Source organism: Anaerobiospirillum thomasii, from assembly GCF_900445255.1.
In the GTDB taxonomy this organism is placed as follows: Bacteria; Pseudomonadota; Gammaproteobacteria; order Enterobacterales; family Succinivibrionaceae; genus Anaerobiospirillum_A; species Anaerobiospirillum_A thomasii.
Map to the genome: position 1 here is coordinate 783994 of NZ_UAPU01000005.1, position 24704 is coordinate 808697.

A 24704-nucleotide genomic window follows, 5' to 3' on the forward strand; every position below is an offset into this window, starting at 1 on the left:
CGCTTATTTATCCATGGAGGCCATCATATCGTTAAGTCTGTTGTTAGCTACATCAAGATGACGGGCCATAGCTGCAATGTGATTTGGCAGCATGGCATCGCCTCTGGCATTGCCGCCTGCAACTACGTAAAGAGGATTGAACTCATCAATATAGGCAAAACGCTTTAGAGCCTCGTCAACATTCTCAGCACCGCCTCGTGCCACTACTGACTCATCAACTGCAATAAGAGCACGCAGCACATTGCCGGCCACCTTGGCTACACCCTTTACATAATAGATGTTGTTGTCAGCATCCATATGGCTAATATCGGTATTGTTTAAAATGCCTAAGGCATAGTCAGTCATAGCGGAGCAGTATTTTAAAATATTAAAGACATCATCTGATTTTACATTGTAGATGCCAGCATCGCGTGACTTGGTGCCCACACTGTTGGCCCAGTCCTGCCAGCCTTTGATACCGGCCTTGTACTTGCCCTCACAGTCATAGACAAATAAAAAGCCCCATACATTGTCAGCATAGGTAAAATAGCGTGATGTGGCATCGCTAAGACGTGAGTCAATGGTATCTCTCTCACCTACGCGGCCTGCAGTTTTGGCCACAATATCAGATGCAGGACGGGTGGCATAGATAACACCGCGCTGATAGGCAGTCTTGTTATCAATGATTTTCTGCTCCATTAAAATATCATTTGGCAGCCAGCCAAAAAGTGATGACAGCTCAGTCTCAAGTGCGTCGGTTACACCACGGGCTAAAATCTGAGCTTTCTGTCTTTCATCTGCTGTATTGTCAACTTTTGCAGGAGCATATGACTGAGGAGAAACATTAGATATCAAACCTACACAGGACACGTACAGAACATAAGCTAAAATTATAATAAGTACCGGATATTTAAAGAATTTTGCGCTCAAAGTCATCGACTACCTCACTTTTTTTTTGCATCTTTTTTTTCTACTTGATGTTAATCAGGTATAAATTATTTTATCATTAGTTACATGTTAGTTGAAATTTTAAAGGGTACAAAGTGTTTTTTTTAAAATCGATAATTGTTGGCACATTGGCCATGTCAATAATGAGCGCATCTGCCCAGAGTAATGATTTATATATACTGCAATGGTCTGATTATATTGCCCCGTCAACCATAGAGCAGTTTGAAAGGGAAACTAATATCAAGGTTCACTATCAGGTCATGGATTCAAATGAAATGCTTGAGGCCAAAATGATGGCAGGTTCATCAGGCTATGACATAGTGGCCCCTTCTTTGCACATTTTAAAAAGGCTCTCCGATCTTAATCTTATTGAAAAGCTAGATGTGCAAAAACTGCCTAACTTTAAAAATCTTGATGAAAAAAAGATGGCCAAAATCAATGAAGTTATTACAGGCGGCTGCTTTGGTATTCCTTATATGGAACTTTCAACAGGCATAGGTTATAACGAAAAGGCTGTCAAAAAAATCATGGGCGATGACTTTGAGCTTGACAGCTGGGATGCCCTGTTTGATGATGCTATTGCCTCAAAGCTCAAAGAGTGTGGCCTTACAGTGCTCGACAGCCCTTCAGATATGATCTGCTCAACTTTAATCTATCTTGGACTAGATCCTGAAAGTGAAAGCAAGGCTGATTATCAAAAGGCCAGAGATGCTCTTGTCTCCATTATGAAAAATGTAAGATATATGCACTCATCACAGTATGGCAACGATCTGGCCTCAGGCGAGGTCTGTGTCTCTGTAGGCTGGTCTGGTGATGTACAGCTTGCAGCGCAGAAGGCTAAAGAGGCTGGCCTTGATGAGATTAAATATATTATTCCAAAAGAAGGCGCCCTTATGGGCTATGACATGCTGGCCATACCCAAGGATGCTAAAAACAAGGACAATGCCTATAAGTTCCTTGACTTTATCATGCGCCCTGAGGTTATAGCCGAGATTTCAAACTATGTGCGCTATGCCAATGCCAATAAAGAGGCAACTAAATTTGTCGATAAGGAAATAACCGACAACAAGGGTATATACTATGATGCAGAGAAATTAAAAAGAATGCATATAGTTATACCAAAGGACAGTGTGGTTAAATTATTAACCAGAACCTGGAATGATGTACGCATACACTCAGCACAGTAGCAGGATTTTTATATGATTTATACCGTAACATCTTCCCCTTCTCTGGATCTTATTGTAAGTCTGTCATCTACCCTTGAGTCAGGTGGCAACTTCAGAGCCATTGAAGAGGAGTTAAGACCAGGAGGCAAAGGTATAAATATCTCCATTATGCTCAAGAATCTGGGATGCAACTCTACAGCTTTGGGTTTTGTGGCAGGTTTTTCTGGCGATGAGCTTATGCGTATGACCATGGCAAGTGGCATCAACACAGGCTTTATCAGAGTACGTCGTGGCCGTACCCGCATCAACATACGTATCAAGGACACCAAGGAGACCAAAATCAACGGCCTGGGCCCTACTGTTACCTCTGATGATATCAACTATCTTATAAACAAAATCAAAATCATCAAGGAAAACGATATTCTGGTGCTAGCAGGCATGGTACCGCCGTCACTGCCACAGGATATATACCGCACCTTTTTTGAAAATATAAAAGCAGGCACCAAAGTCATTATTGACACACCACCAGATGTTTTTGCTCCTCTTCTTGAGTTAAAACCTTTTCTGGTCAAACCAAATCTGTATGAGTTGCAGGACTTTTTACAAAAAGAGCTCTCTGACAATGACAAGGTAATTGAGGCTGCCCGCGCCATACGCGATAAAGGCGCGCAGAATGTTCTCGTTTCCATGGGCAAAAACGGCGCTGTCTTTGTTGACTGCGAGGATAATGCCTATGTCATTGCCACACCTGGCGGTGATGCTATTGACAGAACAGGTGCCGGTGACAGCATGATTGCAGGATTTATAAGTGATTATCTTGAAAGCGCCGATTTAAAATCAGCGGCCTATATGGCAGTTGCAACAGGTGCTGCCACAGCAACCTATAAAGGCATTGCTCCAAAGGAGTATGTGCGTGAGCTCAGAGAGTGTATGGGCGAGATCTAAATCTCTTTTAAGACATAGGATCTTGTATCTTATGTCTCTATCAGACAAGCTCCTTTAGTAAAGATATCTGACGTAACTTATCATTATACACACAGCCAAAGGCTCTGACTTTTCTATTCATGATTTTATGGTAATTTCTGTCACGTATCTGATTTAAGGCCTCCACCATAAGTGATTCATCTGACTTGTTATATGACGCATGCGTATATTTAAACTCAAAAATAAAAGTATAGTCACTGTCTTTAAAATCAAGCCTGAGATCACAGCGACCAAAGGCATTATGCACCTCTCTTTTAGCATTTACTGCCTTTGATTGAGCTGTATCAATTAATGCACTGACAAAATTATCTGTCTTAAAGAAATTATAAAAATGCTTTACAAGAGATAACTCATCTACAATACTCTTTACAAATACACTATAGTCAGTGGCTGTCAGTATCAGCTTTAAAAAGCTACACAGCCTTTGTGACGTTATACTCTCGGTAATCTTGATATTGTTATCATAAATTTTAGGCAGATTGAAAATAAAGCTTCTTTGCAGACTTCTTAGTGAATCTCGTATTTCTTCATTTGGAAGCTTTAGCATTACTACATCTTCTCTAATGGGAGATGCAAGAGTCAGATAGCCAGTCTGAAATAAAAGGACCTTTGGATTCATATTATAGTACGAATCCTGATTAAAAAATTGAGATCTGTCTACCTTAAGCCTGAAATCTTTATCTTCAATATTGATGGTTAGAAAATCATCTGCCATATTTTTTACGTTATGTTTCAATACGGCAGGAATACCTCCTAAATCGTACCAGTAGTTTTTAAATCTAGCATTGATACTTGCAAAGAAATTTAATACAGATATAGTTGAAAAGACATGATGAGCATGATCTTCATCAAAACAGTAGCCGTCATACCACAATGCTAGCTCACTGATAAGACCATCAACATGCTCATCTTTAAGATCTTGTTGCTCAATCCCATAGTGTATAGATGCGCTATATCTTATATGCTCGTCAAAATATATTTTAATCTCTTCACGCGTAAAACCTACAATACTGCCAAAGTGTGGATTTAGTGATATATCCTCTATAGTATTGCTTACCGTAAATACACACATCCTTATAACAGGTAATGCCAGTGATAAAAATCTTTCTAAAATATTCACTCTTGCGTTTTAATGTTGCATAAAAAGACTTGATACTTGTCAACACAGCGTCTATATAGCATTGCCTCTCCTCTTTTGTTTTCAGAGTTACAGGAATATGGATTAAAGGATAATCATATTCATCTATAAGCAATACTGTTTTTCCAGGACCAGCCTTTTTTACAAAGTCAGTCAGCAGATCGCCAGCTGATGTTGTATCATTATCATTTTTAAAATTATACTTTAAAAAGTGTTGTCTAATTACCTATTCAAAACCATAAATAAAGCTCTCAATTGCCGATGCAAGATTATAAGAGCTGTATTTATTAACAGCTTTGGCAGCCTCTATTCTTTTATCAACAATGGCCTGATTTTCTGGCATATTGGAAAAATCAATATGTATAACATTATAAGTATCCCCATCAGTCCAAAGCTTTTCAATAGCAAGGTCTTTAAAATAGGACTCATGCTCATTGCCTTTGTCATCTATAAACGCTTTAACACCATGAGTAAAAAGCTCTTCTAATACTGAGACTATAGTTGACTTACCAAAGCGTCTTGGCCTTGATAAAAATTGAGGACCAGTATCACAGGCAATATCATATATAAGATCAGTCTTATCAACATAAATTGCCTGCAGTGAAATAATGTATGGAAAAGAAGCACTGCGAGGAATTTTTTTCTTAATTCTCTAAAGTTTTTATAGAACATATCCCGCGCTTGGACTTATCTAAATAAAACAAATGAATTTTAACAGCACACTTTAAATCGTTGGTTTCAATCATAAACATGTTTATACCTGATTAAAAGCGTTAAAATTATTTTCTACATTTATCGTTGTTTCTAATTAATAATTTGGGGTTAATATCAAGATCCTAAAGGCTTATATATTTTAATGTATTATAAAAATTTAAGATATTTCCTATCAGATTCATTATGTCACATTTAGCTCATACGCTAAAATCTATCTTTAAAGGAACAAATAAAATTAACATTTGAACATTCTAATAAACAATTTATTACAAAAAGACTTTTAGACAGTAAAGAGGAAATACTATGATTTATTAACAATCTTCTGCATTTTAAGCAGTGCTAAGCATAGATATAGCCCAACAAGAAAAAAAGTAATTGTCGTTTAAAGCTTTAAAGTTTCCCTCTATACTTCAATAAAGGAAAAATATCTGTCGCTTTATCTTTTTTAAAAATAATAAAGCACAGCCTTATATTTAAGACTGTGCCTTTTTTACTTTTTAATCTAAAGCTTAGTCGTTTTTGATAACTGCAGTAATGGCAGAGACCAGCTTGTCGATATTTGAAGTGTTGATACCTGCAACACAGATGCGGCCAGAGCCTACGATGTAGATACCAAAGTTCTGCTTTAACTTCTCAACCTGCTCCTTGTTAAGACCTGAGAAGGAGAACATACCGTTCTGCTCGGTGATAAAGCTAAAATCACCGGCACCTGCAGCACTTAACTTATCTGCAAGCATCTGACGCATTTCATGAATGCGGCCTCTCATGGCAGCAAGCTCTTCAACCCACTTCTTGCGCAGATCATCATTACCTAAAATAGTAGTAACGATTTTCTCACCGTGGGCAGGAGGATTTGAAATAGCTGTACGTACAGCAATCTTAACCTGTGAGTTTACACGCTCGGCAGTTTCTGCATCGGCACTAACCACAGTAAGAGCACCAACACGCTCATTGTACAGACCTAAGTTCTTTGAATAGGATGAGGCAATGATAAACTCTTTGCAGTGCTTGGCAATAGTTCTGATACCAATGGCATCCTCTTCAATACCCTTGCCAAAGCCCTGATAGGCAAAATCAATAAATGGCAGCAGTTTCTTCTGTGCCATAAACTGAGCTAAAGCTTCCCACTGCTCTGCAGTTGGATCAATACCTGTAGGATTGTGACAGCAGGCATGAAGTAGAACAACGTCTCCCTCCTGAGCCTGATCTAAAGTCTCAAGCATTTTCTCAAAGGCAAGACCGTGAGTTACTCTGTCATAATAAGGATAGCGCTCATATTTTAAACCAGCGGCTGTGGCAATCTGATAGTGATTGGCCCAGGTAGGATCTGAAATCCAGATGGTGCTGGCAACATTCTGCTGTTTGATGAAATCTGCACCTATGCGCAGTGCACCGGTACCACCAGGGCAGTGGCAGGTTACAGCACGGCCGCCTGCTACAAACTCGCTTGAGGTACCAAAAATTAAGGCGCGGGTTAAAACACCAAACTCTAATAAACCTGTAATTGGAAGATATGACTTGGACTGCTCATTGTCTAAAATGAACTTCTCAGCATCCTTGACACAGGATAGAACCGGAGTTTTACCTGCATCATCCTGATATACGCCTACGCCAAGATTAATCTTTTCAGGATTTGGATCATTCCTGAAGGCATCAGTTAAACCAAGAATAGGATCAGCAGGAGCTGCTTCAATACGATCAAAAAACATTTTTAAATACCAAATTGTTCCAATAAAAAAGTTGCATAAATATATCACATTTTCACTGACATTTATATATCATGTGATCTATGTAGCATTAGGTTGGGCAAGTGCACCAAAGTGCAACAGCCCACCTAAAACTCGTGAATATGAGTATGATTCAAGTATAAACCTACTTGTAAAAGCTTCTACATATATTTTAAACAGCCTTGATTTTAAAAGGCATTACTGATAGGACACAAAAGATCATTTAAAGATCTTTCGCACTAAAACAAGGCATTATACAAAACCCTTTATCAAGGGCATACACAGTGTATAAGAATGTATCTAAAAACCATGGCACTGTGATGTTAAACAGGTATCTTTAAAGACTGTCATTATTCTCCTGACCCTGTTCATCATATGGCCTGTAAGGACGGCGACGGCCAGCTACATCAATACTCTTGCCGCTTTTGTACAAAGAGGTATAGGTATTGGCATAAATGTCAGGATAGCTTGGATCGGGCAGAGTCTTGAAGATACGTAAAATCCACATATACTGCTCTTTATGGCGCACAAGCTCATGCTCTATGCACTCATTCATACGCCTAAGATCCTGATCCAAATCAGATCCTGGATAATTTTCAAAAACAGGAGACAGGAAAATCTCAAATGCGGCCTTCTTAATATTGTAGGTTGAAAAAAGCTGCATAACCTGAGCATTGCCAACCTTGGCAAGCTTTGGCAGTGTGGATACTGTAGCTTTAGGTACACCCATAAAATCAATAAAGCGGGCTGATTTATCGCCTAAATCCTCATCTGGCAGGAAAAAGCAGGAGTGATTACTTTTAAGCTCGCGGATTAAAGTTCTAAGCCCGGCATCTCTTTCATAGACACTGCCGCCAAAGCGCAGACGCTGCTGATTTAAAAACCAGTCAAAGACTTTGTTTTTTTGCGATCTGACCATGGTGCACATCTCAAGACCTACATAGGACAGATAAAGACCACATCTGTCTATAGCATAGGTGTGCGGAGCTAAAAATATAATAGGACGCCCCTCTTCTCTTGCCTTTTGCAGATGCTCAAGACCATGTACAATCCAGCGCCTTTTTAACATAAAGGATGGTAAAAATGTAGGCTCGCCATAGGCCAGCGTTACACAAAAACCTACAGCTATGGAGCGGCGCGATATGGCACGACACTCTTTGGCACTGAGATCGGGAAAGGCTGTACGTAAATTGGCATAGGCCACACGGCGTGGCTTGGATGGTATTAAAAAGACTAAATAGGCGCAGACAATAGCAAAGATATCGCGCAGACGGTTGGGTATATAGGCAAAAACAGCAAGGCAGGCCAAAGCCAGCCATGAGGGTAGATTTTTTAGAGTTAAAAGCTCCTTATAGGAGCTTTTATCAAAAGCCTGGCCCTTTTTTGAATTTGTCAGTGCCATATATATCCTTAATTATAAAATCTTGGACAGGAAGTCTTTGGTTCTATCCTCCTTTGGATTTGAGAATACCTCATCAGGACTTCCCTGCTCAATAATCTTGCCGCCGTCAACAAAGAGCACGCGATCTGCCACCTGTCTGGCAAAGCCCATCTCATGGGTTACCACCATCATGGTCATGCCGCTTTCAGCCAGATTTTTCATAACCTCAAGCACTTCATTAACCATTTCAGGATCAAGTGCTGATGTAGGCTCATCAAAAAGCATGATCTTAGGTTTCATAGCCAGAGCTCTGGCAATAGCCACACGCTGCTGCTGACCGCCTGAGAGCTGACTTGGATAGGATGAGGCTTTATCCTTAAGACCTACCTTTGAGAGCAGATCAAGAGCCACCTCCTGTGCATCTGCCTTGGACATACCGCGCACCTTGATTGGAGCCAAGGTAATATTATCAAGCACAGACATGTGACCAAAGAGATTGAAGTGCTGAAACACCATACCCACCTCGGCACGTATGGTATTGATATTGGTCTCAGGAGTAATGGTGTGATTGTCAATGGTAATGGTGCCAGAGCTTGGAACCTCAAGATAGTTTACACAGCGCAGCAGTGTACTCTTACCTGAACCTGAAGGACCGATAACTACAACTACCTCGCTCTTTTTAACCTCAAGATCGATACCATTTAAAATACAGTGTGAGCCAAAGCTCTTGTGCAAATCCTTAATTACAATCATTTTTACTTAAATCTCTTTTCAAGATAGGCCACAAAACGTGTGATGGACAAGGTCATAACAAGATAGATAACAGCAACAGCAGACCAGATCTCAAGTGAGCCATAGGTACTTGCAATAATAAGCTGTCCCTTTCTTGTCAGCTCCTCAAAGCCGATTACAGACACAAGTGATGAATCCTTGAGCATGGCGATAAATTCATTGCCAAGCTGTGGTACCACGCGCTTGAAGGCCTGAGGAATAATGATAAAGAGCATGGTGGAGCTCCATGACAGACCCAATGAGCGACCTGCCTCCATCTGACCTTTGTCTATAGACTGAATGCCGGCACGGAAAATTTCAGCTACATAGGCACCTGAGTTGATAGAGCAGGCAGTAATAGCTGCAACAAAAGGATCTATTCTTACGCCAAGAATAATAGGCATGGCAAAATAGATGATAAAAATCTGAACTAGAAGTGGAGTGCCTCTTAAAAAGTCTACATAAATCTTGGCAGGAATTCTTATCCACCAGTATCTTGCAATCTCTGCAATACCAACAAACAGGCCGATAAAAGTACCTATAGCCACAGATGCGGCTGTAATTTTAACTGTAACAAAAGCACCTAAAAGAAGTAAGGACAGATTATCCGTAATCAGTGAAAAATCAAATGTCATCTTTACTATAAAAAGAACTTAGAAAATAAAAAAAATTAAAGTAGGCATGTTACATGCCTACCCCATAAATGAGTATAAAAACTACTCTTCTACGTTAAACCACTTTTTGTGGATCTTGCCAAACTCACCGCTCTCCTTTAATTTCTTTAAAGAGGCGTTGATCTTCTCCTGAAGCTCAGTATTGCCCTTTCTTACAGCAATACCATACTCCTCAGCTGAGAGAATATCTTTAAGCTCCACTGCAGCTACATCCTTGTTCTGCACCAGATAGTACAGATTTACAGGACGGTCATTGACCACAGCCTCGCAACCGCCTGACTGCAGCTCAAGGAAAACCTCAGGCTGTGTATTAAAGGCAGTAACCTTGCCTGAAATCTTGTTGGCAGTCATAAAGCCTGTAGTGCCGATCTGTGCACACAGAGTCTGATCTTTAAGATCGTCAGCTGTCTTGTACTTGTCCTGACTGTCTTTGCGTACAATGATGCTAAGGCCTGATTTGTAGTAAGGATCGGAGAAGGTAACCTTCTTAGCTCTGTCCTCTGTAATTGACATAGCAGCGGCAATAGCATCAATCTGCTGTGTCATGAGAGCAGGAATAAGGCCGTCAAAAGGCATATTCACAACTTCAAGCTCCATACCCAGATCTTTTGCAACAGCTGCCATAATATCAATATCATAGCCTATGAGCTGACCCTTGTTGTTAATGTCCACAAACTCAAAAGGAGCATAGGTTCCTTCAGTGCCAACCTTAAGTACGTCAGCTGCTGTTGCTACTGATGCACCAAATACAGAACCTGCAAACAGAGTCATAGCAAGAACTGAAGATTTAAAATTGCGTGCCATAAGCCCTCACAATCGCTATAAAAATCAAAATAAAGAGGTTCTTAAGTGTGTAGCTGATACTGTATTTAGTGCCACATATCCACCCTTTAGAACAACCTGTGTATTTTACAACAAAACTCAAACTATGTGGAAATTAATATAAAGACAGTACACAGACACAATAAGCCTGTCAAAGAGTGCCCCTGACATAGATAGATATATATATATATTTATTTTTATTGTATTTTTACATACACCAATGTAGCTTTTATAACTTAAGTTAATAGAAATTTAATATTTGTATACACCAGAGCAAAATTGTGCGATATGCATGTTGCAAAATTTTATTTTGGTTTATGCTGTAGTCACACTACATTTACGGAGAAATTAAAGTGGAAATTAAAAATGTAATTTTTGATTTTGGCGGTGTGCTGCTTGACTGGAACCCAAGATACCTTTACAACGATGTGTTCAATGATAAAGAGAAAATGGAATATTTTCTTGAGCATATCTGCTCTAGCACATGGAATGCACAGATGGATAAAGGCGTGCCTTTTAAAGATGCAGTTGCCAGACTGCAAGAGCAGTATCCTGAGTATAAAGAAGAAATTGCCCTGTACGAGACAGGCTGGCCTAAGATGCTCAAAGGCGAAATAGCAGATGGTATTGATATTTTCAACAAGGTCAAAGAGTCAGGGCGTTTTAAGATCTATGGACTTACCAACTGGTCGGCTGAAACCTTCCCTGTTGCCTTTTCACGCTACAGATTTTTAGATGATTTTGAAGGTATTGTAGTCTCTGGTGAAGAGGAGATGATTAAACCTGAAAAAGGTATCTATCATACACTGCTTGAGCGCTATCATCTTAAGCCTCAGGAATGTGTCTTTATCGATGACAGTCTGGCCAATGTCAATATGGCCAATTCTCTTGGCATCCATGCCGTGCACTGTGTCGATTTTAAGCTTGTAAGAGCACAGCTCTCCAATCTTTTAAAACTCGATCTCTAGTAAAACTCTCTTTTTAGAATCAAAAAAAAGCTCAGCGTAATATCTGAGCTTTTAGTTTTGCTATGATGGATTCTTACACTTACTGCTCAACGCCAAAGTACTTTTTGTGTAGCTCCTTGTACTGACCATTTTCCTTTACGGCCTTAAGACCCTTGTTTAATTTTTCAACCATGGCACTGTTGCCCTTTTGTACGGCAATACCGTAGACATCGGCATTTTCCACAAGGCTCTTGTCAGCAAGCTCTACAATCTTGTCAGTGTTGGCCTTTTGCAGATAAAAAAGATTTACAGGTCTGTCATTGATGAGGGCCACACAGCCGCCGTTTTGCAGCTCAAGCATGGCATCTGGCTGATTGTTAAGAGCCACAACATTGCCAGGGCTTAGCTTCTCGGCAAACATGGCACCTGTAGTACCAATCTGAGCACAGATCTTCTGACCCTTTAACTTCTGCACATCAGTAAGACTTTCTTTATCCTTGGCGGCAATTAAAGCTGACAGTGAGCTTACATAATAACCTTCTGTAAAATCAACACGCTTCTTTCTCTCATCAGTTATAGTCATGCCGGTAATTGAGGCATCAATCTGACCTGTAAGCAGCGCAGGGATCAGACCGTCAAAAGGCATGGAGACAATCTCAACTGTATCACCCTGGGTTTTGGCAATAGCCTCAATAAGCTCAATATCAAAACCTATGGCTTTGCCATTGTCATCTACATACTCAAATGGAGCAAAGGTAGGATGGGTACCAACTTTAAGAACATCAGCAGATGCAGCATTAAGACCTAAAGCTAATATGGCAGCTGCCAGAATACTTTTTTTCATTTTTATCTCTCTTATGTATAACACATTAATTTTACGTACATAATACACATAATGTTATGGAGCGTTAAGCAATTCACCATAATTGCGCACAAAAACAATCTATGCCACAAACTTGCACCAAATGTAAACACAAAAATTTTCACGCCGATGAGTAGCTGCCTAAGATACTAAAAATAATTAATTTTTTTTCACTCTTTGTTAAAGAATTACTTTATACTAACGATAACTATTAATAAGTACTATATATGTGAGGTAAATATATGAGCTCATCAATTACTGGTTTATCAAGCAATTTTGGTCACGAGTCACTAGCAGTTGCCATGACCAAGAAAGCCAATGAGCAGCAGGGTCAGCAGGCACTGCAGTTAATTCAGGGCGCCATGGAGACTGTACAGAATACTCAGGCAGCAGCTCCAAAGGCAGCAGGCTCCTTAGGCTCAAACATCAATATCAAGGTTTAATTCAAACTTAAAGATTTAAAAAACACAGTATATAAAAATACTGTGTTTTTTTACGCCCTGTTTTTTCATAACGCCCACACCTTTAGCTTTAAACTTGCAAGCCATGATTACACCTGCCCAGACTTTTTTAAATAAAAATAAAATTCCCTATACCACCTACGAGTACGACTGCAGCGTAGATCATGATTTTGGTCGCTTTGCAGCCTCTGCTTTGCAGATTGACCCAAACCGTGTCTTTAAAACCATAATGCTCCATCAGGATAAAACCTATGTCACCTGCATTGTGCCCGTCAATGCCATGATCTCTCTTAAAAATCTGGCCCGAGCCTGCAAGATAAAAAAACTTGAGATGACAGATCAGGCTACAGCATCAAAAATTACAGGTTATGTCATAGGTGGCATTTCACCTTTTGGGCAGAAAAGAAAGACTATGGTGGTGCTCAATGACAGCGCTTTAAACTATGATGAAATACTAGTAAGCGGCGGCAGGCGCGGTTTTAGTGTAGGTGTCAATCCTCATGATTTAATCAAGGCACTAGATGCACTGTGTGCTGATATTACAGAGCACGCCGATGCCTCTTAGATCTGCAAAAAATCGTGCTTTTAAAATTTTTTAATATTTTTAATTTTTTTTTGAACCTTTTTAAATATCAGCAGTCAAAGTGATAGTTCAAGATTTTGAACGCAGATTTTTTTGCTACTGAATGCTTTTTCATTTGACCAGAGCCTTGCTCTGGTCTTTTTTTATCTGATGTAATACCCGCCAAAACCGTCTGGAGTCATGTACTTGCCATCTGGAAGACGATAACCACCAAAGCCGTCACTTGTGATTTTGCCGTTACGCGTATTATAACCGCCAAAACCATCAGGTCTTACATAATCACCATTTGGCAGATTATAGCCACCAAAGCCGTCGCTTGTGATTTTTCCTCTGCGCGTATTATAACCGCCAAAACCATCAGGTCTCATATAATCGCCATTGGGCAGATTATAGCCACCAAAGCCATCACTTGACATATGGCCTCTATCAAGAAGCGGCTCTTGTGATCTTTCATAGGGTTTAGAGTAGTTATAGTTATAGTTATAAACTGACGTCACATTTTTATATGGGCTATTGCCAATAGGCCAATAGATATTATCTTGTAAATGATCTCCATAATTTGGAATGCTTTTTTGATAAATATCATTGCCAAGCACATTGCCACAGAGCATGTCATTATCATATACATTTGCTGTGCCTATTCCTGAAGCTGTCGCATATGTATAAGAGCCTAAGGCTGTAGTGTTCATTTTAACTGTTGGAACCATTAAATTTTGCTTAAGATCATCTGACTGCCATGGCAGAGCCTGCACGCTATAAACTGCGGCCAATGGAAAAAATAGAATTAGATATCTTAACATATGTACACCTCCTGTCAGATAGGATCTAAAGGCTCTACAGATCAATAATAGCTTTAAAATCACGCTATAAAAATACCTGTTTTTTTTATTTCTTTTTATCCTGCCAAAAACTGCCTGATAACAAGAGAAATTTTTAATTTGTGAGGAAACAAAGAGCGTTGTTTGCGACTCGCTTTGCACCTGTACATATTTTTAAGACTTTAAACCTTAGGTTTTAGATAGCCTCAGGCTCAAGTCCTAGCTTTTCTCTTAAATCAATTACTTCCTGTCTATATCTAGGGTTTTTCTTAAAGTATTCTACTCTTGCCTGTTTGCTCTGCTCAGGTGTGCAGATAAAGAGTGTTACAAAGGTTTTACTCTCTCTGTACTCATTATTGGCCATGCGATCGAGCATTTTCGTAATAGGCCAGCCAAGCACATCAAAGTTTGATATAGGTGTATAGTAGATATGTGTTGGCCATTCAGGACTGTTTCTAAGTCTCTTTGCCTCTTCAATATCAATTTTATCCAGTGTTGATGGATCACTAAACACAGATGCTGCCACGTGACCATACTTTTTAAATGTTGAAGATATAATCAAAGGTGACCAGCTTCTATTCATGTAGAAATCTTCATGTTTTTTATCAAGATAGCGCGACAAAGAGCCATAGCCACTTATACTTATAGACATATCTGAAAACTTACAGTTTTTAAAGACATAATCTTTGTCAGCAACATGCAATAAATTGTAATTGCGATTTAGCTCCTTAACCCGAGGTGAGTTGAGCATATCAAGATATTCTCTTGCTGTCATAGAGCCAAAAGCCCATGCTAGAGGACCGTGTTCAAAGTAGGCATTATGTTTGCGACCCTCGTCCCACCCTTTTTGGGTAGGATAAAGTCCCTCATAATATCTGCCTTCATAAGTGTTTAATGATTTAAAAGCAAGGCTCTGCTCATCACCCTGTCTCTCTCCTGCTATCTTTTTATCAAGCTCATAGTCAGGCAGGGAAAATACATTGCTGATTTCATCTCTTATAGGATCATCTTTTGCTATATATTCCATCATGTGATAGTAAAATTTAGCATCATCAAGCGGTGCCCTGCCATAGTCATATGTTTTTATGTCAGTAGAACATCCTGTTAAAGTAAGAGCTGTCAGTACTGCAAAAGTGCTTAATACTATTTTGTTTTTCAACTTCGTATTTGATGCTGTTAAAAATCTTTTAGCTTTAGGTTGGAATGTAGAAGTCCCTATCTGTTATTGTGTTGTCATTGACAAAAGCAACTGTTTGATTTTCTCAACTGAACCCCTAAGATCTAATTTTTAAATCTACACGATTCTAATTTGTTTATTGAGGCGCAAAATGCGCCTTTTTTCATTGTTTTTAATACTTTTTTATTCAAAAAGCGACTCATCCCTAAATTTGGGGGTTGACATTTTCAACAGGCTCTGAAACTACGGCAGCTTTGAGAGTTGATTTTCTATCTCGAGACAGAGCCTGATGCATTTTCAATATATAGTACCCTATATCTCTAAAACCGTATGCTACCCTTTTAATGGTTTTAAATTTAGCATTGCATCCCTCTAAAATACTGGTGTTTAAGCCAGTTGTAGCCGCATGAATAATATAACAGCTCCAATCTTTTAGCTTCTTGCAGAACCTTATCAGTAAAGGAATTTCTGTTGCTTCAGCTTGTGAATACAGGTTTTTAATTGCTGTTTCAACCTGCTCAGGTGTACCTCCGCTATGTCATAGATCTCTGATATGGTCTCCAAAAATTGATATTGTAAACAAGGTCTTATTCTGTTTGAGGGTTTCTACAAGATCTTTTTGCGACTCTTCAAGAGTGTTGAGTTTATCTGAGCCCATGTAAGTCAGCCACTTGCTCTGTCTAAGATCTTTTATACGCTTCTTGTATTCACTTTTCTTTTGTTGATACTCGCCGGCGTCCATGGCGCCAAGCTCCTTGCGTAAATCTTTTATTTTATCAAGCCTTATGGCATCTGCCACTTCACTGTTAAACTGTTGCAGGCAGTGGAATAAATCAAGTACTATCTTTGCATTAGGACAGAGCTCTTTGACTAGATTCTGATATCCGCAGTTACCATCCATTACAGCACCTTCAATCTGGTCAAGCAGTCCAAGCTCTTTTAATCTATCAAAGAATGGCCTTAAATCATCTTTCTTTCTGCCGTAGGCAGCATACAAAAGGCGCCTGGTATCGGCATCTATGATGACTGATATATACTTGTGGTGCTTTTTAACGCTTATCTCGTCTATAGCTATGTTCCTAACGCCTTCAAGACTTATATCTTTGAACATCTCTATAAGCCTTGCCTTATCAATGTTCCTGACAATATCTGCCTCTACAGCCGTGATAGAGCTTATTTTCTTTAAATCTAGATGACTCTCACCCAAATCAAGAAGCTGCAGTATCTGCCCATATAAGCGTAAGGTTATCCTATGATGCGGATGGACAAAGCTTGGCTTTAGCCACCTGGCATGATCACAACCACAACAAATGACCTTAGGTACGCGTATCTTTAAAATAACCGCAAATGGTCCTAGTGTGCAATCTTTTACTGTGCGCTCTCCCCAGTCCTTTATATTTACTTTATGGCAGCCACAGAGTGGGCAGTTTTGTTCAAGCTCCTCTCTCCAAAGCGTATAGCCAAGATGATAGGTAACAGTCATTGCCATAGCATCTATTTCAGGCTCACCAGACATTACACAACCCGGGTACATATTGAGAACGCCGTGTTCAAACTTACAGTGCATTAATTCATTAGCACTGGCTTTGATTAAAGTTTCATTTGTTTCTGTATTGGCAGCAGTGTAGGAATTTATTATAATAGCACTAGGCTCTGTCATATTCTTTCCTTTGGTCGGGTAAAGTTGTTGTCAGGGCCCTTATTTTATCTGAAATATAAAAATTAATCTCAAGGGAAAAATCTTTGGGATTTTTCATAAAGCTTTAGCAAATGCAAAAGACTGACAGTCAATGATTGGCAAAGCCAACCCGTAAGGGCTTGTCATTGACGGACAGTTTTTGCATTGACAATTTGGCCGGGTCTTAAGCATTCTTGTGCTTAAGACCATAGATACCGTTTGCGATCTTGGGTCAACCCCCAATTTCAGGGAAGAACCCAAAAAGCCTAGCTTTTTACTATATTTTCATGTAGAATATATATACATGATAAATTAAATTATCGGAGCCACCAAATGACTGATAAAAATCTTATTGATAAAGCTAGAAACTCTTTGCCTAGAGTCTATATAAATGCCAAAGGTAAAGACGAAGATAGGATTGTTTATGTCATTGCTTATGAGCTTGTCTATGTTGAAGGAAAATCATATAAAAAGAATTCTAAGACTATTGGGCGCATAGAAAGCGCTGATGGCTTTGGCACTATAAATTTTAATGCCGCATTCTTGCGCGATAATCCAATATTTGATGAGGTTACAGTAAAGCGCATAGGCAGAAATACCTCAAAGAACAATGCAGAGAAAAGCCAGTTTTCTTTTGAGTTAAAAAAGAAAGATAATAAAACCAAGCAGCAGAAAAATCAGATGGCAAAGCCTGATGTTGATACTACCCCTGAGATTTTTGCTGAGCCTAGAATTATGAAATTTGGGGCATCATATTTTATAAAGTCTGTTATAGAAAACAGCGCAAGCGGCAGAGCATTAAGACAGCTTAATCTATCAAAAATCAGATATAACCAGCTTTTAACAGTGCTTGTATATATTATTGCCTGTGGCATAGATCAGATAGAGGCAATTGAATATTATGTTCGTGACCATATAGTCCCATATAAGAAAAACATGAACAAAGATGTTCTTTATAATTTGTGGAAACATCTTGATGAAGCCACTCAACGTAAATTTTTTGAATTAAAACAGACTATTATTCATAACAGCACATGTAAGATGGGAGCTGTGAGTAAGACAAAATATTTTGCTTTAGACGGCAGCAACTGTGACTGCTATGCTCGAAATATAAGCAAAGCCACATACGGTAAATCTAAAAGTGGCACAGACACTCCTATAGTGTCATATCTATCAATGATTGATCAAAAATCAGGAGAGCTGGTTTCATTCTATCCTTATTCAGGATCAACTCCAGATATATCGACATTAGAAGGTGCCGTAAAACACTCTCTTAAGGCCGGGTGCGATGATTATTGTCTTGTTACAGATCGTGGCTATTCAAGCAGCTACAACATTTCATTTCTCTACGATAAAGGCATAAATTTTTTAATGCATCTAAAAGCCAGCTCGTCTCATATTAAAGCCATTATCAGGGAAAATATTGATGCTCTTTGCTGTGGCAACAACTGCTCTATCATAAGACATGAAAAAGAGGTTAATTATGCTATGCAGATTGAGAAATTATGGTCCTATGGCAATAGACAAAAAGGCAAAGAGAGAAACAGAGCCAAAATTTACCTTTATCTGTTTTATAACAAGGATATTTATCAGGAAACCAAAGATTTTCTAATCAGCACAATTGAAGAAGCCAACGTCAAATATGATGACTATAAAAGAAAGCTTGCAAAAGCTAAAAAACAACATAAATCCAACCCAGAAATGGATCTTTCCTCTAGTGTTGAAAAGCTTATGAAGGACAATATTATCATCCTGGATAAGACCACCAACAGATTTATTTTTAATAATGAAAAAGGCAATATCTACTGCCATGAAAGCTCTGTATGGATACTTGCATCATCTTTACAGTTAAGCTGCGAAGATGCTTTTAATGCGTACAGAGAGCGCAATAACATCGAGGTGATGTACAGATATCTAAAAGATCAGGTTGATGCTTCTACTATGCACGTCTCATCGGACACATCTTTTACAGGCAAACTGTTTGTAAGCCTGCTTGCATCAGAATTTTTAAACATGATGAATTTAAAAATCAAACAGCATAATAAAACAGCTCCTGAGTGCGACAAGGTTAAACTTAAGAGCAACTCATTATCGATGACATTTAAGGATTTAGATCTGATTGAGTGCACTCAGTATGCAGATGAGATTATCCCTAAAACAAATTTAAGCAAGAACTACGAAAAGCTGTTTCAGATCTTTAATGTAGATCCTATAGATCTAAAGACAGACTACTACCAAGGGGCCGGCCTTGAATAGCTCTAAAAGAGCAAAATCATGTAGAATTAAAAATGCGATCTTAGGGTTTAAACGATAGTTAAAAAAAGAAGATCTGGTCGCGTCCGGCGACCGGCTTCTGGTCATGAAATTAAGATTGATCCTCGGTATGTTTAGTGTGCGATCTTAGGGTTACTGAATAAAAAGCGATCTATAGCTAACGTGTGATCTTGCCCTGAGATCGCAGGTTAAAAATACCTAGTTTTTTTATTTTTCTTTATCCTACCAAAAATTCCTTGTTATCAATCAAATTTTTTTTGAATTATTTTTCTAAATGCCTTGACTTTTTTCTTGTTTTATGGTACGATTTACCCAATAGGAGGACATCATGGCCAGTAAAGATAAGAATCAAAATCACCCAGTTTTCAAGAACGTTGTTGCCAGCAAGAGAACCTATGCCTATGCTCTCTTGCAGGGGAAATCTGTATGGAATGCTGAAAAAGGCTATTCAACCCGTGTGGCACCAACTCAGATTGGATCTATCAAAAGCAAAGATGGTATTGGTGAGTGTGTTTTTAATATTAACTTTCTCTCTGAAAATCCTGAGTTTATTCCATGGAAGGTTATACGTGTGGGACAGGGAAAGTTTGAGTATGAAAGACGCTCAGAAGCTGAAATCAAGGAAATAAAACAAAAACTTGCCGACTCTCAGGATATTTTGGATGATATTAAAGCAAATCCATCTAAACCTGGCATTCGCACCAAGGCCTCTGTTGCTAGAAATTCTGGCTCTGCCACCCACAAGACCTGCGGCACTGCTCGTAAGTTTGGCGATTATTATCTGCTCAAATCCTTTATGGATAAGATGCCATCATTTAATATCCTTAAAAAGATTATGCCTGATGACAAATACATCCTGCTGGTATACATGATTGTAAAATCCTATATCTTTTTATAGCTGATCCAAAAAACTTTATACATACAATCCTGAAAAACCTTTAACATTGGTTCCAAGATTTTTACGGTGGATCCAAACCTTTAACAAAAAATCATATCCATATTATATAAATCTCCACTGTTAGCACTAGATCTGACCCTTATACAGCAGATATTAAACTACTAGCACTACTTCTTATCTTTCTCCAATAAATCTTTTCTTTTTACAGCTGATCCTTTAATAATTATGTGTGGACTCGACTAGTAAAATTGTGAGTTTTTAACATGATTTTAGGAGGAAGGGGATGAGACTCACCGGCCAGTGCACTCTCATCCCCATATTATAGCTATGTTTACTTTACCACATACGTCATTCGACAATATTGATGCTTTTATAAAAGCCATTAAAAATTTTATATGTAATGATAGAAAAATCATTACGCTAAAGGTCTCAGAAGAGGCCAGAAACTCTCTTGTATGCCCTCTTTGTAACTGTAAGCTTAAGCTTGCGGGAACTATTTTGAAGAGAAAACGCATTCAAGAAGCTGAAACAATCAATGTCCGTGTGCAACAGTACTCCTGCACAAATAAAAGTTGTAAGTGTGGCCTCAACACAGAAAGCAGTGTGTCGCGCTATCATTTGGTCGTACCAGATTTATTTGAACCTAATAGCGTCTTCCTCCGCAATTTTATTGATGATTCTATTTTGGTGCACGATGGCAATGCAAGTGAAGAGGACATCAAGAGGATAGATGATGCCCCAGGCTATTACAGCTATCTAAGAGAATTTGTAAAAGCTAATAAAGCCTGGAAAATCCGGTCTAAAATCTCATCTGATCCGGTAGTGCCTCAGTATTAGATCTTGAAAACGGACGACACCAATTCCTATTAAATCTCATCTGATCTTGAGCTAAAATTTGTCCTAAACTCTAGCAGTAGTTCCTGCCTACTTTTGTTCAATACTGTTTTTATACATCTGATCCTGACCTAAATCAGTATTTCCGCTCTTCTTACACATGATCTTTTGTCTATTAAATCCTTCTGGTAATCATGCCATCTTTAAAGGCATCGTCAGATCCTGAGGGTTATCAGAAGTTCCTATTGCACCAAAACAGTACTTCCGTTACATCATCTATTGATCTTGTATAGCACGTCAGATCTTTAGGCAGTTACTCTGTAAACTGACGCCATAAATATAGCTTTTATATAGGCTTATTAGAGATAAAACCCTGACACTAGGCCAGGGTTTTTGTGTTATAAAATGATATCGATTTTAACAACTCTGCCAAGATGAAGTTGCGGCCTCATTGGTTTACCTCCTAGAAACCATTCATGGCTGTTTAAATTAAAATCGACCATATGGGAGATCCATTTTGATTTGCCATGTCTATCCTTTTTTTTCAGATAGATGGTATCTCCTATATTTATTTCATAGTCATCAATATAAAGACAGTTACTGTCATTATTAAATGCAAGACGGCCTAATATTTTTAACTTATACACGACAAGCTCCTAGACAAAGTCATATGGCAGAAGTGTAATATCCTGTACACACTGATTAATGCGCCTAGTTACAGCATCTGTTATGGCTGCATCAATATTTACAAACCTTTTAGCCATACCTACAGATGTAAGCTGTGTTGCTATCAGTGTAGACGCAGTATTAATACGATCATTTAAAATATCATTAAGATATTTAGCATACCTGGCTTCATAAAAGTCGGTCAAAAATAAATCATCTATTATCAGCAGGTGCACCTTTTTAAGCTTTTCTCTGAATTTAAGTCTTTGCTCTACGTTAAATATAGAGAATTGCTCTAGGAGATCATTGGCTATTGTATATTGTACACTCATGCCTCTGAGGCAAGCTCTTCTACCGATATTGCATATGAGCTCTGTCTTACCTGTTCCAGATGCTCCTCGTACTATGACATTTTGTTTTTTAACTACAAAACTCAGCGAGGCAAGCTCTGCCATAGTTGTATTACTAAGCCCTCTCTTTTCACTCCTTAAAATAAAATCTAAATCTTGATTTCCTCTGAGTTTACTGCGCTTTAACAGCGTCTGACCTTTAACCTCATTAGCATAATCAATATGCTCTTGAAGCGCCATCAGCAGTCTTTCATTAAATGTCAAACCGCTAAATATGTCTGGCGTTGTAAACTGGCGATGAAAGGCCAGAGCAAGGCCTTTTAAACGAATGTCTTTAAAAGCTTTTATTATACGGCTTTCATCTTCAGTTAGAGTGTAAGTTTGTTCATTTGACATTATTTATTCTCCTGTGCTTTACCCAATTTTCTGGCCATAGCCACATCTCTAGAGTTGCGCAGAACACCATCGTCATCAACACTAAATGTTAAATTACCTTGCTCACTGGCTTTGTCAGATCTGGGCTCATTGATGACGGGATCTTCTGCAGTACAGGCTATATCGGCAATATCATCCTCACGCGGTTTTAAAGACTCTGATACCATCTGCTTATAAATTTGGACTAAATTTGTTATGTTTCTAACAGCTGGTTCCATCTGCATTATTTTCATGAATGTCTTATCAGCAAGCTCTGTGTTGGCAGATCCTTTATAGAAATTAATGGCCGCAACACATGCTTTGAGGGCATGTCCGTTTTTTTGCTTATTTTTCCATGAACAGTATGAGTGCAGATTTTTACTGAGATTAAAAGCTTCATCCAGCGCCTGTTCAATCTTTAAATACTTCCTTTCATCTTGAACGGCCTTGTGGTTCTCAGGCATATGTGCTCTAATCGTATTGACGCTGTTATTTTGTGCAAAATTAATAGGATGCGTGGCAATAAGGCGATCATCGCATGATATTGTTAATATATTTTCATACACTCTGACTGTTACCACCTGACCTATATAGGTATATGGGACAGAATATTTATTTGTACCAAATGTTATATGGTAGTTACGAGGCACTTTGAGGATATAGATATGGGCAAATTGAGGTATGGTAGAGATCATGGCGCGGGCTTTAGGTTTTTCACAATGCTCAAACAGATAGGCTCTGTTTTGCTCTAAATCTCCACGCAGCTGGGCCTGATTAATACGCTTTTCAATCAGATCCTGTAATAGGTGGTTATGTTCCTCCAGTGATCTTGGTGTGTCACTGTCATAATTGTTGATAACACGTTCAGTTATTAACCTTACAGCGTATTCAACCCTGGATTTATGAGTTGGCGCACGTGGTGATGTTGGATGTACAAATACATCAAAACGCGACATAAAGTCTTCAAATGATTTATTTATGATAGGCTCTGATATAATAGAGTGATCTTCTACCCATGCTTTGGCATTGTCAGGTATTATTTCCTGGGGTAGACAGTTAAAGTGCTTAAATGCAGCGCTTATAGCTATGCATGTAGCCTCTGTGGTCTGTCTTTCTACGAATCTTGCAAAAACGTAACAACTGGCAGACCACACAATTACAAATACATTAAAATCTGTCTTAACGCCTCCAGGAAGTGTCAGAGCACACTTTTTTCCGGCAAAATCAATTTCGCAGCTTAGTCCATATGTCTTGTCCATGATAAATACTGGATCAGCCGTTTTTGCAAAAAGCTCATCTTCTGCCTTTTTTAAATAATGATAAAACTGACTGCGAGATAAGTAGTGCCATTTATTGGCAATACAGTTTTCCATGTAATTAAAATAATAAAATTGCTTGCTCATATGCCTTTCCAGGCGGTCTACAGCCATCTCCAAAAAATCTGGCATAAACTCTGAGCGGGAGACATGCTCCTCCTGAGTACCATTATCTGTACCTGATGCCAGATAGCATATATCTACAAGTTGCTGATTACTAAGAAGCTCAAGGTAACTAGAAACTATTAGGACCCTTTAAAAAGTCGCTGATCTATATAGAATATTTCCAAAACGGAGGAGACTATATGGATCGCCCAAATTTAAAATCTGTAAATAATCTTTCTGAAGAAGAACGTAAGGCTCTTACTAACGATTTGATTCAGACCAAGCTTTGCTCTTATCAATTAAGCCATAAGTATGGTATGGCCACTCAGCGTAGCATTTTAATTTTCGCCCGAGAGATCTTAGGTGATCTGTTTGAAAGTCGCGAGCAACTGGCCTTGATAACATTGCTTAAAGAAATATACCGTCTGGTGAAGGACGGAAGAGGATTAGCATATATTTGTAAAAAGTTTGGTATTTCAAATCACTTCGGTTATAAAATCATAAGACAGTTTTCACATCCTACCACAAAATATTGTATTGAGAATGGTACGCTGCTTAAGTCTGCCGATGGCATGTATCTGCCAACACTAATACTTCATTATAACAATGATATTCCACAGAACAATAAAGAGCATGAGCTGGCAGATACCCAAGGCAGTTATGTCTGCTCTGAAAAGTTAAAGCCATTTAGTTTTATAGATGTAATTGATGATGCTCAGTCAGAGGCCACACCCTTAGCAGATACAACACTACCAGCTGAAGCTCTGCCTTCACATGATATGGCAGGTTCATCAACCATGTCGGTGGCTTTAAGAAGTCAAACAGAGGAAGAAGACGGCGTCAAATCGGTTCCTGCGCTTATAAATCAGGATGGTGTAACCCACTCAGATACTAAATCAAATCATTTGATAAAAGTAAATATGGGCACTATCTCTTTTGAATACTGCAGTGTAGCTGAGCCAGAGCTATCTATAGCAAAACTTATAAGTCATATTGGCATAAATCAGGCGTGAGCTT

At 38.8% G+C, this 24704-nt stretch carries 22 protein-coding genes and 2 pseudogenes; 9 read left to right on the plus strand and 15 right to left on the minus strand.

Features of this window, described 5'->3' with window-relative positions; genetic code table 11:
* Positions 1–3: 3 nt before the first annotated feature.
* Complete coding sequence (locus DRZ93_RS03590) at positions 4–915, minus strand: DUF2333 family protein (RefSeq protein WP_113745851.1); 912 nt, start codon at positions 913–915, stop codon at positions 4–6.
* Between the two features lie 107 nt (positions 916–1022).
* On the opposite strand from DRZ93_RS03590, the gene DRZ93_RS03595 reads away from it, so the two are divergent.
* Positions 1023–2114, plus strand: a complete 1092-nt coding sequence (locus DRZ93_RS03595) for a polyamine ABC transporter substrate-binding protein (RefSeq protein WP_245933765.1) — start codon at positions 1023–1025, stop codon at positions 2112–2114.
* A 12-nt stretch (positions 2115–2126) separates the two neighbouring features.
* Positions 2127–3038 carry a 1-phosphofructokinase family hexose kinase gene (locus tag DRZ93_RS03600; RefSeq protein WP_113744760.1) on the plus strand — a complete coding sequence of 304 codons (912 nt, stop codon included), beginning with the start codon at positions 2127–2129 and terminating at the stop codon, positions 3036–3038.
* 40 nt (positions 3039–3078) lie between these two features.
* Here the strand turns inward: DRZ93_RS03600 and DRZ93_RS14080 are convergent, their stop codons facing one another.
* The 7 genes and pseudogenes from DRZ93_RS14080 to DRZ93_RS03640 form a co-directional block, all read right to left on the minus strand.
* Entirely contained in the window at positions 3079–4197 is a 1119-nt protein-coding gene (locus DRZ93_RS14080; protein ID WP_146741091.1) for a PD-(D/E)XK nuclease domain-containing protein, read from the minus strand.
* Between the two features lie 22 nt (positions 4198–4219).
* Positions 4220–4864, minus strand: a pseudogene (locus DRZ93_RS14005) (AAA family ATPase); the annotation flags it as partial.
* A 574-nt stretch (positions 4865–5438) separates the two neighbouring features.
* Positions 5439–6638 (minus strand): amino acid aminotransferase, encoded by a 1200-nt coding sequence (locus DRZ93_RS03620; protein WP_113744766.1) that lies wholly within the window; start codon positions 6636–6638, stop codon positions 5439–5441.
* A 355-nt stretch (positions 6639–6993) separates the two neighbouring features.
* The gene (locus tag DRZ93_RS03625; RefSeq protein ID WP_113745855.1) at positions 6994–8058 is read right to left on the minus strand and encodes an LpxL/LpxP family acyltransferase; all 1065 of its coding nucleotides are present in this window, start codon (positions 8056–8058) and stop codon (positions 6994–6996) included.
* A gap of 12 nt (positions 8059–8070) precedes the next feature.
* Complete coding sequence (locus tag DRZ93_RS03630) at positions 8071–8790, minus strand: amino acid ABC transporter ATP-binding protein (RefSeq protein WP_113744768.1); 720 nt, start codon at positions 8788–8790, stop codon at positions 8071–8073.
* Positions 8791–8792: 2 nt separating this feature from the next.
* Positions 8793–9443 (minus strand): amino acid ABC transporter permease, encoded by a 651-nt coding sequence (locus DRZ93_RS03635; protein ID WP_113744769.1) that lies wholly within the window; start codon positions 9441–9443, stop codon positions 8793–8795.
* An 81-nt stretch (positions 9444–9524) separates the two neighbouring features.
* Entirely contained in the window at positions 9525–10286 is a 762-nt protein-coding gene (locus DRZ93_RS03640) for a basic amino acid ABC transporter substrate-binding protein (protein WP_245933766.1), read from the minus strand.
* A 371-nt stretch (positions 10287–10657) separates the two neighbouring features.
* Here DRZ93_RS03640 and DRZ93_RS03645 point away from each other — a divergent pair, with 371 nt between their 5' ends.
* Entirely contained in the window at positions 10658–11272 is a 615-nt protein-coding gene (locus DRZ93_RS03645; RefSeq protein WP_113744770.1) for an HAD family hydrolase, read from the plus strand.
* Positions 11273–11351: 79 nt separating this feature from the next.
* On the opposite strand, the gene DRZ93_RS03650 is transcribed toward DRZ93_RS03645, so the two are convergent.
* Positions 11352–12095: a basic amino acid ABC transporter substrate-binding protein gene (locus tag DRZ93_RS03650; RefSeq protein WP_113744771.1), complete on the minus strand. Its 744-nt coding sequence runs from the start codon at positions 12093–12095 to the stop codon at positions 11352–11354.
* A gap of 260 nt (positions 12096–12355) precedes the next feature.
* Here DRZ93_RS03650 and DRZ93_RS03655 point away from each other — a divergent pair, with 260 nt between their 5' ends.
* Positions 12356–12556, plus strand: coding sequence for a putative motility protein (locus DRZ93_RS03655; protein WP_113744772.1), 201 nt, complete (start codon positions 12356–12358; stop codon positions 12554–12556).
* 106 nt (positions 12557–12662) lie between these two features.
* On the plus strand, positions 12663–13139 hold the full coding sequence (gene ybaK / locus DRZ93_RS03660) for a Cys-tRNA(Pro) deacylase (RefSeq protein WP_172458075.1): 477 nt from the start codon (positions 12663–12665) through the stop codon (positions 13137–13139).
* Positions 13140–13300: 161 nt separating this feature from the next.
* Here ybaK and DRZ93_RS03665 read toward each other — a convergent pair whose 3' ends face one another.
* The 3 genes and pseudogenes from DRZ93_RS03665 to DRZ93_RS03680 form a co-directional block, all read right to left on the minus strand.
* Positions 13301–13957, minus strand: a complete 657-nt coding sequence (locus tag DRZ93_RS03665) for a hypothetical protein (RefSeq protein ID WP_113745856.1) — start codon at positions 13955–13957, stop codon at positions 13301–13303.
* A 214-nt stretch (positions 13958–14171) separates the two neighbouring features.
* Positions 14172–15134 carry a hypothetical protein gene (locus DRZ93_RS03670; RefSeq protein WP_113745857.1) on the minus strand — a complete coding sequence of 321 codons (963 nt, stop codon included), beginning with the start codon at positions 15132–15134 and terminating at the stop codon, positions 14172–14174.
* A gap of 325 nt (positions 15135–15459) precedes the next feature.
* Positions 15460–16812: pseudogene (locus DRZ93_RS03680) on the minus strand (ISL3 family transposase); the annotation flags it as partial.
* 351 nt (positions 16813–17163) lie between these two features.
* Between DRZ93_RS03680 and DRZ93_RS03685 the strand changes: the two are divergent.
* From DRZ93_RS03685 to DRZ93_RS13465, 3 genes are all read left to right on the plus strand, one after another.
* Positions 17164–19086: an IS1634 family transposase gene (locus tag DRZ93_RS03685; RefSeq protein WP_113745860.1), complete on the plus strand. Its 1923-nt coding sequence runs from the start codon at positions 17164–17166 to the stop codon at positions 19084–19086.
* A 346-nt stretch (positions 19087–19432) separates the two neighbouring features.
* Positions 19433–20002: a hypothetical protein gene (locus DRZ93_RS03690; RefSeq protein WP_113745861.1), complete on the plus strand. Its 570-nt coding sequence runs from the start codon at positions 19433–19435 to the stop codon at positions 20000–20002.
* A 603-nt stretch (positions 20003–20605) separates the two neighbouring features.
* On the plus strand, positions 20606–20839 hold the full coding sequence (locus DRZ93_RS13465) for a hypothetical protein (protein ID WP_146741092.1): 234 nt from the start codon (positions 20606–20608) through the stop codon (positions 20837–20839).
* Between the two features lie 395 nt (positions 20840–21234).
* On the opposite strand, the gene DRZ93_RS03700 is transcribed toward DRZ93_RS13465, so the two are convergent.
* The 3 genes from DRZ93_RS03700 to DRZ93_RS03710 are packed head-to-tail and all read right to left on the minus strand — an operon-like array spanning position 21235 to position 23669.
* Positions 21235–21483, minus strand: a complete 249-nt coding sequence (locus DRZ93_RS03700; protein WP_113745863.1) for a hypothetical protein — start codon at positions 21481–21483, stop codon at positions 21235–21237.
* A gap of 9 nt (positions 21484–21492) precedes the next feature.
* On the minus strand, positions 21493–22248 hold the full coding sequence (locus tag DRZ93_RS03705) for an ATP-binding protein (RefSeq protein ID WP_113745864.1): 756 nt from the start codon (positions 22246–22248) through the stop codon (positions 21493–21495).
* Complete coding sequence (locus DRZ93_RS03710; protein WP_172458020.1) at positions 22248–23669, minus strand: Mu transposase domain-containing protein; 1422 nt, start codon at positions 23667–23669, stop codon at positions 22248–22250. Before DRZ93_RS03710 ends, DRZ93_RS03705 begins: the two co-directional genes overlap by 1 nt.
* 218 nt (positions 23670–23887) lie before the next feature.
* Between DRZ93_RS03710 and DRZ93_RS03715 the strand changes: the two genes are divergently transcribed.
* Positions 23888–24700 (plus strand): hypothetical protein, encoded by an 813-nt coding sequence (locus DRZ93_RS03715; RefSeq protein WP_113745866.1) that lies wholly within the window; start codon positions 23888–23890, stop codon positions 24698–24700.
* Positions 24701–24704 lie beyond the last annotated feature (4 nt).